Annotated in this window: 16 protein-coding genes; 10 read left to right on the top strand and 6 right to left on the bottom strand. The window is 66.5% G+C overall.

Features of this window, described 5'->3' with window-relative positions; all coding sequences use genetic code 11:
* Positions 1-7 precede the first annotated feature (7 nt).
* From OG394_RS10710 to OG394_RS10695, 4 genes are all read right to left on the bottom strand, one after another.
* A complete protein-coding gene (locus OG394_RS10710; RefSeq protein WP_328994991.1) occupies positions 8-433 on the bottom strand; it encodes a VOC family protein in 426 nt (141 codons plus the stop codon).
* Positions 423-1,274 carry a helix-turn-helix domain-containing protein gene (locus tag OG394_RS10705; RefSeq protein WP_328994990.1) on the bottom strand — a complete coding sequence of 284 codons (852 nt, stop codon included), beginning with the start codon at positions 1,272-1,274 and terminating at the stop codon, positions 423-425. The genes OG394_RS10710 and OG394_RS10705 overlap by 11 nt, the downstream gene beginning before the upstream one ends.
* A 79-nt stretch (positions 1,275-1,353) precedes the next feature.
* Entirely contained in the window at positions 1,354-1,653 is a 300-nt protein-coding gene (locus OG394_RS10700) for a type II toxin-antitoxin system PemK/MazF family toxin (protein ID WP_328994989.1), read from the bottom strand.
* Positions 1,653-1,913 (bottom strand): ribbon-helix-helix domain-containing protein, encoded by a 261-nt coding sequence (locus OG394_RS10695; protein ID WP_328994987.1) that lies wholly within the window; start codon positions 1,911-1,913, stop codon positions 1,653-1,655. Before OG394_RS10695 ends, OG394_RS10700 begins: the two co-directional genes overlap by 1 nt.
* 76 nt (positions 1,914-1,989) lie before the next feature.
* Between OG394_RS10695 and OG394_RS10690 the strand changes: the two genes are divergently transcribed.
* Positions 1,990-2,319: a DUF2019 domain-containing protein gene (locus OG394_RS10690; RefSeq protein ID WP_328994986.1), complete on the top strand. Its 330-nt coding sequence runs from the start codon at positions 1,990-1,992 to the stop codon at positions 2,317-2,319.
* A 797-nt stretch (positions 2,320-3,116) separates the two neighbouring features.
* Here the strand turns inward: OG394_RS10690 and OG394_RS10685 are convergent.
* Positions 3,117-3,803: an LON peptidase substrate-binding domain-containing protein gene (locus tag OG394_RS10685; protein WP_328994984.1), complete on the bottom strand. Its 687-nt coding sequence runs from the start codon at positions 3,801-3,803 to the stop codon at positions 3,117-3,119.
* A 335-nt stretch (positions 3,804-4,138) separates the two neighbouring features.
* On the opposite strand from OG394_RS10685, the gene hisD reads away from it, so the two are divergent.
* The 6 genes from hisD to OG394_RS10655 all read left to right on the top strand — a co-directional run bounded on the left by hisD (position 4,139) and on the right by OG394_RS10655 (position 9,459).
* Positions 4,139-5,440: a histidinol dehydrogenase gene (gene hisD / locus OG394_RS10680; protein WP_328994983.1), complete on the top strand. Its 1,302-nt coding sequence runs from the start codon at positions 4,139-4,141 to the stop codon at positions 5,438-5,440.
* Positions 5,437-6,534, top strand: coding sequence for a histidinol-phosphate transaminase (locus OG394_RS10675; RefSeq protein ID WP_328994982.1), 1,098 nt, complete (start codon positions 5,437-5,439; stop codon positions 6,532-6,534). Before hisD ends, OG394_RS10675 begins: the two co-directional genes overlap by 4 nt.
* A 4-nt stretch (positions 6,535-6,538) precedes the next feature.
* Positions 6,539-7,138: an imidazoleglycerol-phosphate dehydratase HisB gene (gene hisB, locus OG394_RS10670; protein ID WP_328994981.1), complete on the top strand. Its 600-nt coding sequence runs from the start codon at positions 6,539-6,541 to the stop codon at positions 7,136-7,138.
* Positions 7,135-7,770, top strand: coding sequence for an imidazole glycerol phosphate synthase subunit HisH (hisH, locus tag OG394_RS10665; protein ID WP_328994979.1), 636 nt, complete (start codon positions 7,135-7,137; stop codon positions 7,768-7,770). The genes hisB and hisH overlap by 4 nt, the downstream gene beginning before the upstream one ends.
* A gap of 133 nt (positions 7,771-7,903) precedes the next feature.
* Positions 7,904-8,689, top strand: coding sequence for an ABC transporter ATP-binding protein (locus OG394_RS10660; RefSeq protein WP_328994978.1), 786 nt, complete (start codon positions 7,904-7,906; stop codon positions 8,687-8,689).
* Positions 8,677-9,459 (top strand): ABC transporter ATP-binding protein, encoded by a 783-nt coding sequence (locus OG394_RS10655; RefSeq protein ID WP_328994977.1) that lies wholly within the window; start codon positions 8,677-8,679, stop codon positions 9,457-9,459. Before OG394_RS10660 ends, OG394_RS10655 begins: the two co-directional genes overlap by 13 nt.
* Before the next feature lie 37 nt (positions 9,460-9,496).
* Here OG394_RS10655 and OG394_RS10650 read toward each other — a convergent pair whose 3' ends face one another.
* Positions 9,497-10,672, bottom strand: coding sequence for an RNA-guided endonuclease InsQ/TnpB family protein (locus tag OG394_RS10650; RefSeq protein WP_328994976.1), 1,176 nt, complete (start codon positions 10,670-10,672; stop codon positions 9,497-9,499).
* Positions 10,673-10,770: 98 nt separating this feature from the next.
* Here OG394_RS10650 and OG394_RS10645 point away from each other — a divergent pair, with 98 nt between their 5' ends.
* Genes OG394_RS10645 through OG394_RS10635 form a run of 3 tightly spaced genes read left to right on the top strand, consistent with a single transcriptional unit; the run spans position 10,771 to position 14,587 of the window.
* Positions 10,771-12,597, top strand: a complete 1,827-nt coding sequence (locus OG394_RS10645; protein WP_328994975.1) for an AMP-dependent synthetase/ligase — start codon at positions 10,771-10,773, stop codon at positions 12,595-12,597.
* On the top strand, positions 12,594-13,481 hold the full coding sequence (locus OG394_RS10640; RefSeq protein WP_328994974.1) for a branched-chain amino acid ABC transporter permease: 888 nt from the start codon (positions 12,594-12,596) through the stop codon (positions 13,479-13,481). The genes OG394_RS10645 and OG394_RS10640 overlap by 4 nt, the downstream gene beginning before the upstream one ends.
* On the top strand, positions 13,478-14,587 hold the full coding sequence (locus OG394_RS10635; protein ID WP_328994973.1) for a branched-chain amino acid ABC transporter permease: 1,110 nt from the start codon (positions 13,478-13,480) through the stop codon (positions 14,585-14,587). The genes OG394_RS10640 and OG394_RS10635 overlap by 4 nt, the downstream gene beginning before the upstream one ends.
* Positions 14,588-14,602 lie beyond the last annotated feature (15 nt).

Genomic DNA, 14,602 nt, shown 5'->3' with positions numbered 1-14,602 from the left:
AGCGGGCTCAGGGAGTTTCGCCTGCGTAGGTGCCGACGCTCCAGAAGTTGCCCTCGTGGTCGCTCACGGTGAACCCGCGCGACCCGTAATCCTCGTCCCGCATCGGCCGTACGACCTTCGCCCCGGCGGCCAGCGCGCGCTGCAGCAGGCTGTCGGGGTCGTCGTGCACGAGGTAGATCGAGGCGAGATTGTCCGCTAGGACGTTGAAGTCGCTCTCCACGCCGCGGTCGATCGAGCTCACCATCACGCCACCACCCGTCGGCCAAAGCAGCTCGGAGTGCGCGATCGACCCCTCCGCCTTGCCGGGGAATGACGCGATGAGCCGGAAGCCGAGGCCTTCGGTCAGGAAGCGGATCGCAGCCGCTCCGTCGTGATACACCAGTGTCGGCCAGACACCGATCACGTTCTTCTTTTGCTGGGTTTCAGTGCTCATACCTCCCAGCTTGCTCCGCATCGGCCGGATTTTCTTGTACGAATGGGAGCTCTTCCGCGATCCACTGCCGCGGCGAACACCCGGCCAACGCGTGCCACTCGCGGGTGAGATGGGCCTGGTCGGCGTACCCCACCTCAAACGCGAGATCGGCCAGCTTCGTGCGAGGTCTGCGCTTGAGCCGCCCGACGGCCCGCTCGAACCGCAACACCCGGGCCGCGACCTTCGGCGCCAACCCGAATTCGTCGCGGAACCGGTCGGTCAGATGCCTGCGGCTCCACCCGACCTCGCTGGCGATGTCCTGTACGCCGACTGCGCCGGCCGTTTCTCGCAGGCGTCGCCAGGCCCAGCCCACCTCGGGCCGGACGCCGTCGGCTATCCGGCCCGGCTCTTGCTTGAGGAGAAGGCCTTCGATCAGGTCAAACCGCCCGTCCCAACTCGGGATCTCCCGGAGTTGATCGGCCAATTGCCTGGCCGGCCAGCCCAGCAGCGCGTCCAGATTCACGACGATCGACCCGAGCTCACCAGGCGGTACGCCGAAAAGCGCGCGCGATCCGGCCGCCGTGAGCGCGAGCTGGATACCCGAACGGTTCGGCGACTCGCCGATGGCCACAGCCTGGGAATGCAGCCCGCTGATCAACATGTCGAACTTGTCGACTGGCGCACCCGGCCAGGAAACCCCGATCGGCTCGTCCAGGCTGATCACCACGGTCAGGAACTGCGACGGCAACCCGCGATGCAAGGCAGGCGGCTCGCCCGGATAGGCATACCCGATGAGGTCGGCCACGAACGGCCGTAGCGCCGGGGAAGCGCTACGGCTGCGAAGCTCGAACTCGGCGGCCATTCCCTCAGGCTAGAGCGTGCCTCCGACAATTGCCGTCGCACTGCGGCACCGGGAGCCCGCTAACTCGAGCCGGCGGGAGTCAATCGAGGTCGAAGGCGGAGCGGATCGCGTCAGAGAGCGCGAGTTCCTGGTCAGGCAGCAGGTAGCCGATCGCCCGGCCGAGTTGCTTACGGGGGATGGTCTGCACGTTGTCGCAACTCACCACGCTCGGGTGGTCGAGCCCGTTCTGCAAGCCGACCGGCACTTCGGTCGAGAGACCGCGCACGGTGCTCGTGATCGGCGCGACGGTGACGTTGTTCAGGTGCGGGCGGACCAGCTCACGGGTCAACACCAGCACCGGCCGCGGCTTATCCAGCCGGGCGATGTGGATCGGTCGCATCAGTCGAGATCAGTCAACGGCGTCGACCCGGCATAACTAGCCAACTCATCCAGGTCGTCGGCCCCGGCGCCATCCGGGCCTTGGTTCTCACTCAACGCGGCCAAGATCGCCGCATCCCTGGCCGCCAGATCCCGGCGCCGCTCACGCTCCATCGCCCGAGCCACCACCGTGGCCCGGCTGGGCGCCAACTTGTCGTCCACCAGCCGATCGATGAACTCCACGATCTCATCCGGCAGCCGCACCGTAATCTGCTTACTCATCCCAATACCATACCATTCCGGGATTCACTCCGGTATAACAAGCCCCATCACCCCGCACACTGGAATGATCCGCCGGGTGGACCTCAACGAGTACGAGCAAAGCGCCAGGGAATGGGATGCGTTGGTTGGCGTTGACGCGGAGCGGGCGAATGTGGTCTTTGATCGGCTTCACGTGCTCGCGAAGGAGATGCGGGAGTCGGCCGATGGTCGCGCGGCGCTCGTGGGTTTGATGGCGCATGAGTCGGCTGGGGTTCGACTTCTCGCTGCGACGGAGTGCCTGGTGTGGGATCCCGTGCGCGCTCGGGCGGTGTTGGCGGCGATTGAGGATGCTGGCGGACTCCACGGCGTGAGCGCGAAGTACACGCTGCAGTCGTTCGAAGCCGGGACGCTGGACCTGGACTGGTGAGAGACGTCGCCTAGTTGGGGGACATGTTGGACCAGGGGAGGTCGGTGGCGGGGAGGCTGGGGAGGCGGTGATCTGACAGCCGTCTCGATTGACCTCCAAGGTTGGGCTGGAAATTCCCAGCGAGACCAGCATTGTTACGAACGCCTGCGCAGTGCTTGGTCGGCCAACATGGAGCGTTGCCTTCGGACGCTGCGGTCCGGGCGCCTGAGTGGGTGGTGGTTCCGCACCCGCCGGCCAAGCTCATCTGCAATTGCGAGGGCGGATCTGACCACGAACCAAGTCTGCTGCGGTAAGAGTTGAGGTCCCTTTGATGGAGGCGAGTGGCGATGGTTCGATCCGAAGTGATCCTCATCGGGTATTGGGCGGGTGCCGGGGCTGAGGGGTGGCCATCGCCGGAGTCCTTTGTGGATCCTGGCTGGGATGCGGATGAACGGGATCAGGTAGGCGAATACCTGAGACGAGGATTCTTGGTGTGGGCCTGCATGGGGAAGTCGCCCTGCAGGATCTGTGGCCGCGATAACGGATCGCTTGAGCTGACCGACGGCTGTTATATCTGGCCTGAAGGACTGGCGCATTACGTCGACGACCACGCCGTTCGGCTTCCCGAGCCGTTCGTCTCGCATGTCTTGTCGAGCATTGAGAAGTTTGAGTCGGCCGGGCGGGACGAGTCCTGGTGGCGGAGCTTCGCCCCCGTGCACGAAAGCCCCCGGGAAGGTTCGTAGCGCCGCTCGTCTGAGAAGGCGGCTGGATGCAGCGCGTTGGCGTCGATAGGTGAGACCGCCAGCGCGCTGCGCTGGTCAGTTGGGGGACATGTTGGACCAGGGGAGGTCGGTGGCGGGGAGGCTGGGGAGGGCGGTTATGGCTGCCAGTTCGGCGTCTAGGAGGCCTACTAGGTGGGCTAGGCGGGTGGTGGTGTCGGTGGCCTCGAGGAGCTTTTGGCGTTCTGGGGTTAGGAGGACCATGGCGGCTGACATTAGGTACGAGAGGGTGCTGGGGTCGTCGGGGAGGCTGCCGATGTGGAGGCCGGGTTGGCTGATCTCGGTGACGGCTTCGGCGTAGCGGCGGAAGCGGTCGACGGCGACGGTGGCGGCGCCGAGGGGGTCGTCGCCGGGGGTTTCGGGGAGCCAGTCGACGTCGGCTACGAGGTAGTCGCCGTCGGCGTCGAGTTCGGAGACGCGAAAGCGACGGTTGCCCGTCAGAGTCACCTCCATGGGACCTTCGAGGGCCCCGGTCGCGCCGTTGCCGGCGTCCATGGTGATCTCGGAGATGCTGGCGGCGCAGCCGATGCCGTGCAGGGAACGGAAGACGCGGTCGCCGAGTTCGTAGCCGTCGCGGATGGTGACAGCGCCGCAGACGAGTTCGCCGCCGTTTTCGACCAGGTCACGGATGACGGCGCGGCTCTGGGCGTCGCGCACCGGCACCGGGATGACCAGCCCAGGGAAAAGGACCGTGTCAACGGTCAGCAGGGGCAGGCGGGAGTCCATGTGACGAGCCTAGTGCCCAGCTCCACGTCGGGAGGTGGGTAATTCGAACCGTCACATCGGTGGCTCGGGTGTTGGGAGTGGTTGGGATGGTGAAGGGGTGCCGCATCTTGCACTCATCGGTCCGAATCCGCCCTCTTGGGTTGGCGGTCGGGTGCGGGACGGTGGAGAGGAGAGGGCGGATTCGGACCGATGAATGCAAGATGCATGCGTGGTGCGGCCCGCCTGGCATGCGTGGTGCGGCCCAGTTGGCATGCGTGGTGTAGCTGCCTGGCGGCGGGGTGTCGGGCTGTGGACGGGCGGCGGGGGTGAGGGGTGGTGGACGGTAAACTCGGGACATGATTCGCCGCGTTGACTTGCGGGGACGCGTGGCTGCTGGTGAGGTCCTTGACCTTCAGGCCCTTGTGCCCCGAGCCGAATTCGATGTCGAGAAGGCCCTCGACATCGTCCGACCCATTACGGAAGACGTCCGCCATCGGGGTGCCGACGCCATCCGTGAGTTCGGCGCGAAGTTCGACCATGTGGCGGTCAAGGAGCTGCGGGTGCCGCCGGAGGCGCTGAAAAAGGCGCTCGAGGGGCTGGAGAAGGAGGTTCGGGAGGCGTTCGAGGAGTCGATCCGGCGCGTCCGTGAGGTCAGCGAGGACGAGCGCGGCGAGGACGTGCACTCCGAGCCGGCCAAGGGCGGCAAGGTCACGCAGCGGCTGGTCCCGGTCCAGCGGGTCGGGCTGTACGTCCCGGGCGGTCGCGCGCCGCTGGCGTCGAGCGTCGTGATGAACGTTGTACCGGCACAGGTTGCCGGGGTGCCGTCACTCGCTGTGGCCTCGCCGCCACAGGCCGATGGGCTGCCGCACCCGACGATCCTGGCCGTGTGCGAGTTGCTCGGCGTCGACGAGGTGTATGCGATGGGCGGGGCGCAGGCCATTGCCGGATTCGCGTACGGCTTTGACGGATGTCCCAAGGTCAATCTGATCACCGGTCCGGGCAACATCTACGTTGTCGCGGCCAAGCGCTTGCTGAAGGGCCAGATCGGGATCGACTCCGAGGCAGGGCCGACCGAGATCGCCGTACTGGCTGATGCCACGGCCGATGCAGCGCACGTCGCCGCCGACCTGATCAGCCAGGCGGAGCACGACCCGATGGCGGCGAGCGTGCTCGTCACGCCGAGCGAGCAACTGGCCGACGAGGTCACCAAAGAGCTCGACAAACAAACAAAGCAGACCAGGCACGCCGAGCGCATCACCGAGGCGCTCAACGGTGAGCAGTCCGGCATCGTGCTGGTGGATGACCTCGACCAGGGCACCGCGGTCGTTGACGCGTACGGCGCGGAGCACCTCGAGATCCAGACGGCCGACGCCGAGGAGCGCGCGCTCAAGATCAACAACGCCGGCGCCATCTTCATCGGTGCGTGGTCGCCCGTGAGCCTGGGCGACTACTGCGCCGGGTCGAACCACGTCCTCCCGACCGCGGGTTGCGCGTGCCACTCGTCCGGGCTGTCCGTGCGCAGCTTCCTCAAGGCCGTGCACGTCGTGAACTACACCCGCGAGGCTCTCGAGGACGTCGCGCACCACGTCGTCGCCCTCGCCAACGCGGAGGACCTCCCGGCTCACGGCGCGGCGGTCACCCAGAGGTTCAGCCAGTGAGCCTGCCGATCAGGGAAGAGTTCCGTCACCTCGAGCCGTACGGCGCACCCCAGCTCGACGTGCCCGTCGCCCTCAACGTCAACGAGAACCCGTATCCACCCAGCGAGCGCGTCATCGCCGACATCGCGCACGCCGTTGCCCAAGCAGCGGCGGGCCTCAACCGGTACCCGGACCGCGAGTTCGTCGACCTGCGCGCGGACCTCGCGGCGTACCTCTATCGCGAGTCCGGCGCGATCCTCCGGCCAGAGCAGATCTGGGCCGCCAACGGGTCGAACGAGGTGATGCTGCACATCCTGCAGGCCTTCGGTGGTCCGGGCCGCCGGGCGCTCAGCTTTGCCCCGACGTACTCGATGTACCCGGAGTACGCCCGCGACACCCACACCGAATGGATCGTCGGCCGCCGCGAAGGGGACTTCACGCTCGACCGGAGTAAGGCGCTCGCCGCCATCTCGCGCCATCGCCCGTCCGTCGTATTGCTCGCCTCGCCGAACAACCCCACGGGTACGGCGCTGCCGATCGACCTGATCGAGGCGATCGCGGCCCGTACGGCGGAGCTCGGGTCGGTGCTGGTCGTCGACGAGGCGTACGGCGAATTCCGGCGCGAAGGTACTCCCAGCGCCACCACGCTCCTCCCGTCGTACCCGAATCTCGCCGTCGCGCGCACGATGTCGAAGGCGTTCGCGCTCGCGGGCGCCAGGGTCGGATACCTTGCCGCGAGCAACGACCTGATCAACGCGCTGCGCGTGGTCCGGCTGCCGTACCACCTGTCCGCGGTCACGCAGGCCGTCGCGCGGGCAGCTCTACGGCATTCGGACGAGTTGTTAAGCAGGGTCGGCCAGCTCCGCCAAGAGCGGGATGAGACCGTGAACTGGTTGCGCAGCCAGGGTCTGCAGGCGGTCGACTCCGACGCCAACTTCGTACTGTTCGGCACCTTCCGGCACCGGCATGCCGTCTGGCAGTCGCTGCTGGACGACGGTGTGCTGATTCGCGAGACCGGGCCGGACGGCTGGCTCCGCGTCTCGATCGGCACCGCCGCCGAAATGGCCGCCTTCAAGACGGCTCTCGAAAAGGTGCTCAAGGCAAGTGAAAGGTGAAGCGATGAGCAGGACTGCCCGGGTCGAACGTGAGACCAGCGAGTCGAAGGTCGTGATCGAGGTCGACCTCGACGGCACCGGCCGCGCGGACATCTCGACCGGCGTCGGCTTCTACGACCACATGCTGAACGCGCTGGCCAAGCACGCGCTGCTCGACCTGCAGGTGAACACGGTCGGCGATCTGCACATCGACGCCCACCACACCGTCGAGGACACCGCGATCGGTCTCGGTCAGGCGCTCAAGGAGGCACTCGGCGACAAGCGCGGTATCCGCCGGTTCGGCGACGCCACCGTCCCGCTGGACGAGGCGCTCGTGCACTGTACGGTCGACCTTTCCGGCCGTCCGTACTGCGTCCACACGGGTGAGCCCGACGGCCAGGTGTACGCGATCATCGGCGGCGACTACGCCGGTTCGCTGACCCAGCACGTCTTCGAGACGCTCGCCTTCAACGCGGCCATCTGCATCCACATGCGGGTCCTTTCCGGCCGCGATCCGCACCACATCGTCGAGGCCCAGTTCAAGGCATTCGCGCGTGCACTACGGACAGCCGCCGAGCTCGACCCGCGTCAGCCGGGCATTCCCAGCACCAAGGGCGCCCTGTGACGAAGGTCGTTCTGCTGGACTACGGCTCCGGCAATATCCGAAGCGGCGAGCGTGCCCTGCAACGCGTCGGCGCCGACGTCACCGTCACGTCCGACTTCGACGAGGCGCTGAACGCGGACGGCCTGCTCGTCCCCGGGGTCGGCGCCTTCGAGGCGTGCATGACCGGCCTCAAAGCGGTCCGCGGCGACAAGCTGATCGATCAGCGCCTCACCCGCGGCCGTCCCGTGCTCGGCATCTGCGTGGGCATGCAGATCTTGTTCGAACAAGGGATCGAGCACGGCGTCGAGACCGACGGTTGCGACCAGTGGCCGGGTGTGGTCGAGCGCCTGCAGTCCGACAAGCCCATTCCGCACATGGGCTGGAACACGGTGGAGACACCCGACGGCAGCGAGCTGTTCAAGAACGTCGAGCACGAGCGGTTCTATTTCGTCCACTCGTACGGCGTCCGGGAATGGCGCCTGACCGACACCCGGGACTCGGTCGCGCCGAAGGTCACCTGGGCGTCGTACGGCGGGGACCGGTTCGTGGCCGCCGTCGAGAATGGGCCGCTCCAGGCGACGCAGTTCCACCCGGAGAAGTCGGGCGATGCCGGCGCCGAGCTGCTACGGAACTGGGTCAGCTCCCTTTCCTGATTTACTCCTGACACCGGTCACGGTTCGGGCATCGACCGGAGGTTTTTGCCTTCGGCATCTTCCGTAGATGACACCGGTGCTGTCACACTCACACGCCAAACGGTAGGGAATCGGGGATTCCAGGAGGCCGTACGTGCTGGCTGTGCAGAACCTCGAAGTTGTGTACGACGATGTGATGCTGGTGCTGCGGGGCGTGAGCCTCCAGGTCGAGCAGGGGCGGATCGTCGCCCTGCTCGGGGCGAACGGTGCCGGCAAGTCGACGCTGCTGCGCGCGCTGTCCGGGCTGCTCGACGTGCACGAGGGCCGGATCAGTCGCGGCCGGATCACCCTCGACGGCGAGCCGATCCACGGCCTGCAGCCCAGCCGGATCGCCGAGAAGGGCATCAAACAGGTGATGGAGGGCCGGCGGATCTTCGCCGAGCTCACCGTCGAGGAGAACCTGCGCGTCGGCGCCCACGTCAACCCGCGCGCGAGCCGGCAGAACCTCGATCGCACCTACCAGCTGTTCCCGGTGCTCGCCGATCGCCGCCGCAAGACCGCGGGCTACCTGTCCGGCGGTGAGCAGCAGATGCTGGCCATCGGCCGGGCGCTGATGTCGGACCCGAGCTACCTGCTGCTGGACGAGCCGAGTCTCGGCCTGGCGCCGATGATCGTGCAGCAGATCCGGGACGTGATCGTCGAGATCAACAAGCAGGGCACGACCGTGCTGCTGGTCGAACAGAACGCGGCCATGGCCCTCTCGATCGCCGAACACGGTTACGTGATGGAGAACGGCGCGATGGTGATGGACAAATCCGCGGCGGCCCTGCTCGACGATGGTGACGTGCGCGAGTTCTACCTCGGCCTCGGCGCGGAGGGCGCGTCGAAGTCCTTCCGCGATGTGAAGCACTACAAGCGCCGGAAGCGGTGGTTGTCTTGATCCTCACTTTCGAAGACGTTGTGCTGTCCTTCTCCGGTGTCACCGCGCTCAACGGCGTGAGCTTCGTGGTCGGCGAAGGCGAGTTGTTCGCGGTGATCGGCCCGAACGGCGCCGGCAAGACGTCGATCTTCAACGTGCTCTCCGGCGTCTATCGCCCGCAAGAGGGCACGGTCAAGTTCGGCGACCATGACCTCAAGAGCAAAAAGCCGAGCCAGATCGCCAAACTCGGCATCGCCCGCACCTTCCAGAACATCGAGCTCTTCTCGAACCTCACCGTGATCGACAACCTGATGCTCGGCCGCCATCACCACCACCCGTACGGCGTACTGCAAGCCTTCGGCTGGCTCGGTACCGCCAAGCGCAACGAGCTCGCGAACCGGGAAAAGGTCGAGGAGATCGTCGACTTCCTCGAGCTCGAGCAATGGCGCCGCCTACCGGTCGGCCTCCTGCCGTACGGCGTCCAGAAGCGGGTCGAACTCGGCCGGGCGCTCGCGTCCGAGCCGAAACTGCTCCTGCTCGACGAACCGGTCGCCGGGATGAACCTGGAGGAGACCGAGGACATGGCCCGGTTCATCCTGGACATCCGCGACGAGCTCGGCCTGGCGATGATCATGGTCGAGCACGACATGGGTCTGGTGATGGATCTGGCCGACCGGATCATGGTGATCGACTTCGGCCGCCCGATCCGGACCGGCCGCCCGCGCGAGGTCGCGGCCGACCCTGACGTGATCCGGGCATACCTCGGCGAAGAACACCGGATCACCACTTGACGTCCTCCCCCGCCTGAAGGCGGAGGATTCCAGCCCACTACGCGGAGGTAGCGAGATGAGGTTCACGCTTCAACGGCACAGACCTCGTGCCTCGGCGTGCGGTCACGGCCCGTCCGGCCGCGATATTCCTTGCTGCATTCACATCAGCGTGCGCGGTGTGCCCGCAGGCAACACATCGGAAGGCCGCTTGGTTCTCGCGGTTCTCCGACGCGCAATGCCCGCATTCCGCGCACGTCTGACTCGTATACGCCGGGTTGACCTTCTCGACCCTGCCCGGCGCCTTCTGCTCCAACCGAGTGACCAGCAGTCCCCAGCCCTGGGCGAGGATGCCCCGATTCAACCCGGCCTTGGCCCGGACGTTGCGGCCCGGTTCCTCGATAGTGCCGCGAGCCGAGCGGGTCATGTTGCGGATCTTGAGGTCCTCGACCCGGATCAAGTCGAACCCGCGGGCCAGGTCGGTGCTGAGCTTCTCGACCCAATCCTTGCGCCGGTCGGTTTCGCGGGCCCGCAGCCGCGCGATCGCCACCTTGATCCGGGTGCGCCGGTTCGACCCGCGCCGGCACCGCGCGAGCTGCTGTTGCAACTTCACCAGCCGGGTCTTTTCGGTGCGGCGCAGTGCGGGGCAGCTGAGCAGTTCACCTGTGGACAGTGCTGCCGACGCAGCGACGCCGCGGTCAATCCCGACAACTTCCCTGGTGCCGGGGGCGGGGACCGGGGCCGGAATGGCGGCGAAGGCGATGTGCGACCGCCCGGCCGAGTCCCGGGTGATCCGGTACGACTTGGCATCGGGTATCTGCCGCGACCAGCGGAACTTGATCCAACCGGCTTTCGGCACCCACACCCGGCCCCACTTACGGTTCAACCGTTCCACCCGCTGGGCCTGTGGCCCCACGATCCGGAACCCCTCGTGCTGGCCGGCCCTGCGCCACGTCGGTCTGGAGTGAGTGCCGGCCCAGAAGTTTCGCCAGGCTTGGTCGAGGTCGCGCAGCGCCTGCTGTTGCACGGTTTGCGATCCGGCCGCCAGCCATGGCTCCGCGGCGCGGGCTTCGGTCAACTGCGCCGCCTGGGCCAGATACCCGGGGGTGGGTGGCCGTCCCGGTCGCCACATCAGCCGTTGTTCGAGTCCGAGGTTCCACACGTACCGGGCATGGCCGCAGTGCCCCATCAGTGCAGTCTCCTGCGCGGGGGTCGGGACGAGCCGGTACCTGGACACACCACCAATGGTGGCGGCCGCCACCGACACTTTCCTGAAGGGAGGGACCGGCATTTCCTCTCCGCCCTAAACGACGAGGTTTCCGAGCCGGACAACCGATGACCACGACCGTCGCAACCCGAGTGAAGGCCAGGGCCGAGGAGACGCCCGACCGGATCGCCCTGCGGGAGAAGGACCTCGGCGTCTGGCAGCAGGTCAGCTGGTCGGAGTACTGGGACACGGCCGAGCTGGTCGGTCACGCATTACTTGCCCTCGGCATCGAACCCGGCGACCGGGTCGCGGTCCACTCGGAGAACCGGCGCGAGTGGCTCTACAGCGATATCGGCATCGTCGCCATCCGCGCGGTCACGGTCGGCCTCTATCCGACGAACCCCGCGCCCGAGGTCGGGTATCTGCTGAAGCATTCCGGCTCGCGCGTGCTGATCGCGGAGGATCAGGAGCAGGTCGACAAGGCGCTCGCGATCGACAGCGAGCTCGAGCACATCGTCTACCTCGAACCACGCGGCATCCGGCATCGGTACGACGATCCGCGGTTGCTCGCCTGGCCGGATTTCCTTGCCCTGGGCATCGAACATCGCGAGCAGCACCCGGACGCGGTCAGCACCAGGATGGCCGCGGCCCAATCCGACGACGTAATGGCGTTGATCTACACGTCCGGCACCACCGGGCCGCCGAAGGGCGCGATGCTCTCGGTGGAGAACGTGGAATTCGCGATCGGCGCGCTGGTCGAGCGGGGTGGTTTCACCTCGCCACCGCCCTCCGCGAAGGACCTCAGCCTGTCGTACCTGCCGTTGTGCCATGTCGCGGAGCGGATCTTCACCTGCTGGTTCAGCGCCTCGGCCGGCGTCTGCGTGCATTTCGCCGAGTCGATCGAGACCGTGCAGGCGAACCTGCGCGAGGTGCAGCCGACGATCCTCTTCGGCGTACCCCGGATCTGGGAGAAGATCGCGGCGGGTATCCAGATCCGCTCGGAGTCCGCCAGCCCGATCAAACGACGCGTCGGCAAATTCTGGCTACGTCGCGCGGACAAGATCGGGGACACCCTGGTCGCTCATGAAGGCCGCCACACCGTCGGATCACGACTCGCCTATGCCATCGGGTACGTCTTCTTCTACCGGGCCGTGCTCGACCGGATCGGCCTGCGCAAGGTCCGGTACGCCGCTTGTGGCGCCGCGCCGATCGCGCCCGACGTACTGCGGTTCTTCATGGGCCTGGGGGTGCCGATGCACGAGGTGTACGGCATGACCGAGAACACCGCCGTCGCCACCGCCAACCGGCCCGGCCGGGTCAAACTCGGCACGGTCGGCGAGGTGCATGACGGGGTCGAGCTCAAGGTCGACGAGGAGACGGGCGAGATCCTGACCCGGCACGGCGGCACGTTCGCCGGGTACTGGCAGGACCCGGAGGCGACCGCCCGGGTGATCGACGACGACGGCTGGCTGCACACCGGTGACGTGGGGGAGTGGGTCGACGGCACGCATCTGCGCATCACCGACCGGATGAAGGACATCATCATCACCGCGGGCGGCAAGAACATCGCGCCCTCCGAGATCGAGAACGCGCTCAAGGCCTCGCCGTACATCAAGGAGGCCGTGGTGATCGGCGACCGGCGCAACTACCTCACCGCGCTGATCGGGATCGAGCCGGACACGGTCGGCCATTGGGCGCAGACCCGGCGGCTGGCCTATTCGACGTACCACGATCTGGCTTCCAAACCGGAGGTGATCGCTCTGGTGCAGGAACTTGTGACCGAGATCAATGAGCGCTTCGCGACCGTGGAGCAGGTGAAGCAGTTCCGACTGTTGCCCAAGCTGCTCGACCACGAGGACGGCGAATTGACCGCGACCCAGAAGGTCAAACGCAGCGCAGTGACGACCGCCTTCTCGGACCTGGTCGAGTCGATGTACGCGGGAGGCCGGCGGTGAACGACTTCCTCGCGACGGTGGTCCGCGGCCTCGGCAACGGCTCGATCTATGCCCTGCTGGCGTTGGGATTCGTCATCATCTACAAGTCGATGCGGGTGATCAGTTTCGCCCAGCCGGCCTTCATGGTGGCGGGCGCGACGCTGGTCAGCCACCTCGTGCTGCGGATGGACTTCTGGCTCGCCCTGATCATCGCGCTGTTGCTGACGGGTCTGCTCGGCGCGGGCGTCGAACGGCTGGCGCTGCGGCCGATGATCGGCAAACCCGTCTTCGTGATCGCGATCATCACGCTCGGCGTCGACATCGTGATCCGTACGGTGGTGAACTCGTTCATCGGGCTCGACATCCGTCAGATGGGCGATCCCTGGGGCCTTGACCAAACGACCGTTTTCGGCCTGACGATCGACCAGCGCCACCTGGCCACACTCGTCACGACGCTGATCGTGGTGGCCGCGCTGTTCGCCTTCTACCGGTACTCGCGAATGGGCCTGGCGATGCGCGCCGCGTCGTACGACCAGGAGGTGGCGCTGGCCCAGGGCATCTCGGTCGGCCGGGTCTTCTCGCTGTCCTGGGCGCTCGCGGCGATGCTGGCAGCGCTCGCGGGCGTCTTCCTTTCGACCGGAGTCGGGCTCGAGCAGAACCTGTGGATCACTGCGCTGAAGGCCTTACCCGTCATCATCCTGGGCGGTCTCGACTCGCTCGGTGGTGCCGTGGTGGCCGGCCTCGCGATCGGAGTCGTCGAGGCGCTGGTCGGCTCGTACGGCGGTGACGTCAGCCCGATCTTCGGTGGCGACTTCTTCCTGGTGGTGCCGTATCTGCTGATGCTGGCGGTCCTCCTCGTCAAACCGTACGGCCTGTTCGGCACGAGGGAAGTGGAGCGCATATGACCCGATCGCGGCCGCAGCTCTACCTGTCGTACGCCCAGGACATGGCCTTGCTCAACACCCCGGCCAAACGGGGTTGGACGTTGCTGCTCGCCATCGTGGCCGTCGTACTGCCGTTCATGCTGGAGGACGACCTACTCCTCGTACTGGCGACTGCCTTCGTGGCCGCGATCGGCGCGATAGGGCTCAACATCGTTACCGGGTACGCCGGACAGGTCTCGCTCGGGCATGCGTTTTTCCTTGCCTTGGGCGCCTATACGGCCGCCGCGATCTCGGGTGATCCGGACAGCCCGCGCCTGATCGGGTTCGGCATCACGTCGATCCCGATCTGGTTGCTCGCGTCCGGGCTGGTCGCGGGCCTGGCCGGGTTGATCGTCGCGCCGTTGGCCGCGCGGTTGCGCGGGTTGTACCTGGCCATCGTGACGTTGGGGCTGGTGTTCATCGGGGAGCACGTCTTCAAGCACTGGAAGAGCCTGACCGGTGGGGTTGGCGTGGGCCGGCCGGCCGCCGTACCGGAGTTGTTCGGGATCCAGTTCGGGGTCGACGGTTCGTTCTTCACCAAGGCGCAGAAGTTGTACCTGCTGATGTTCGTACTGCTGGTGATCTTCGGGGTGCTCGCGCGGAACCTGGTCCGCTCGCGGATCGGGCGCGCGATGGCCGCCGTACGGGATCGTGATCTCGCGGCCGAGGTGATCGGCGTGGACGTGACTCGTTACAAGATGATCGCATTTGCGGTGTCGTCGTTCTATGCGGGCGTCGCGGGCGCACTCTTGTACGTGATGATCGGCTTCGTTGAGCCCGGGTCATTCAATCTCGGGCTCTCGGTGCAGTACATCGCGATGATCCTGATCGGTGGTGTCGCTACGATCTCGGGCTCGGTGATGGGCGCACTGTTCATCACCTTGCTGCCGCGGCTGACGCGCGAACTGCCGGCCGTGCTGCCGTTCGTGAGCAGTTCGTCGACCGGTGGCGGGATCAGCGTTTTTCAGCTCGAGACGATCCTCTACGGCTTGTTGATCATCGGGTTCCTGATCTTCGAACCCCGTGGTCTGTTCGGGATCTGGATACGTATCCGCAACTACTGGAAGACCTGGCCGTTCTCGCACTAATCCCGGGAGGGAGTT

This window comes from Kribbella sp. NBC_01245, assembly GCF_036226525.1.
Taxonomy (GTDB): Bacteria; Actinomycetota; Actinomycetes; order Propionibacteriales; family Kribbellaceae; genus Kribbella.
Note: the sequence above shows the minus strand (reverse complement) of the source record. Positions and strands in the feature narration are given on the sequence as shown.

Bases quoted from the DNA above. Each gene is read 5' to 3' on its own strand.
- OG394_RS10685 (WP_328994984.1), bottom strand. From the start codon at position 3,803: ATGGACTCCCGCCTGCCCCTGCTGACCGTTGACACGGTCCTTTTCCCT.
- OG394_RS10645 (WP_328994975.1), top strand. From the start codon at position 10,771: ATGACCACGACCGTCGCAACCCGAGTGAAGGCCAGGGCCGAGGAGACG.
- OG394_RS10635 (WP_328994973.1), top strand. From the start codon at position 13,478: ATGACCCGATCGCGGCCGCAGCTCTACCTGTCGTACGCCCAGGACATG.
- OG394_RS10695 (WP_328994987.1), bottom strand. From the start codon at position 1,913: ATGAGTAAGCAGATTACGGTGCGGCTGCCGGATGAGATCGTGGAGTTC.
- OG394_RS10700 (WP_328994989.1), bottom strand. From the start codon at position 1,653: ATGCGACCGATCCACATCGCCCGGCTGGATAAGCCGCGGCCGGTGCTG.
- hisD (WP_328994983.1), top strand. From the start codon at position 4,139: ATGATTCGCCGCGTTGACTTGCGGGGACGCGTGGCTGCTGGTGAGGTC.
- hisB (WP_328994981.1), top strand. From the start codon at position 6,539: ATGAGCAGGACTGCCCGGGTCGAACGTGAGACCAGCGAGTCGAAGGTC.
- OG394_RS10705 (WP_328994990.1), bottom strand. From the start codon at position 1,274: ATGGCCGCCGAGTTCGAGCTTCGCAGCCGTAGCGCTTCCCCGGCGCTA.
- OG394_RS10710 (WP_328994991.1), bottom strand. From the start codon at position 433: ATGAGCACTGAAACCCAGCAAAAGAAGAACGTGATCGGTGTCTGGCCG.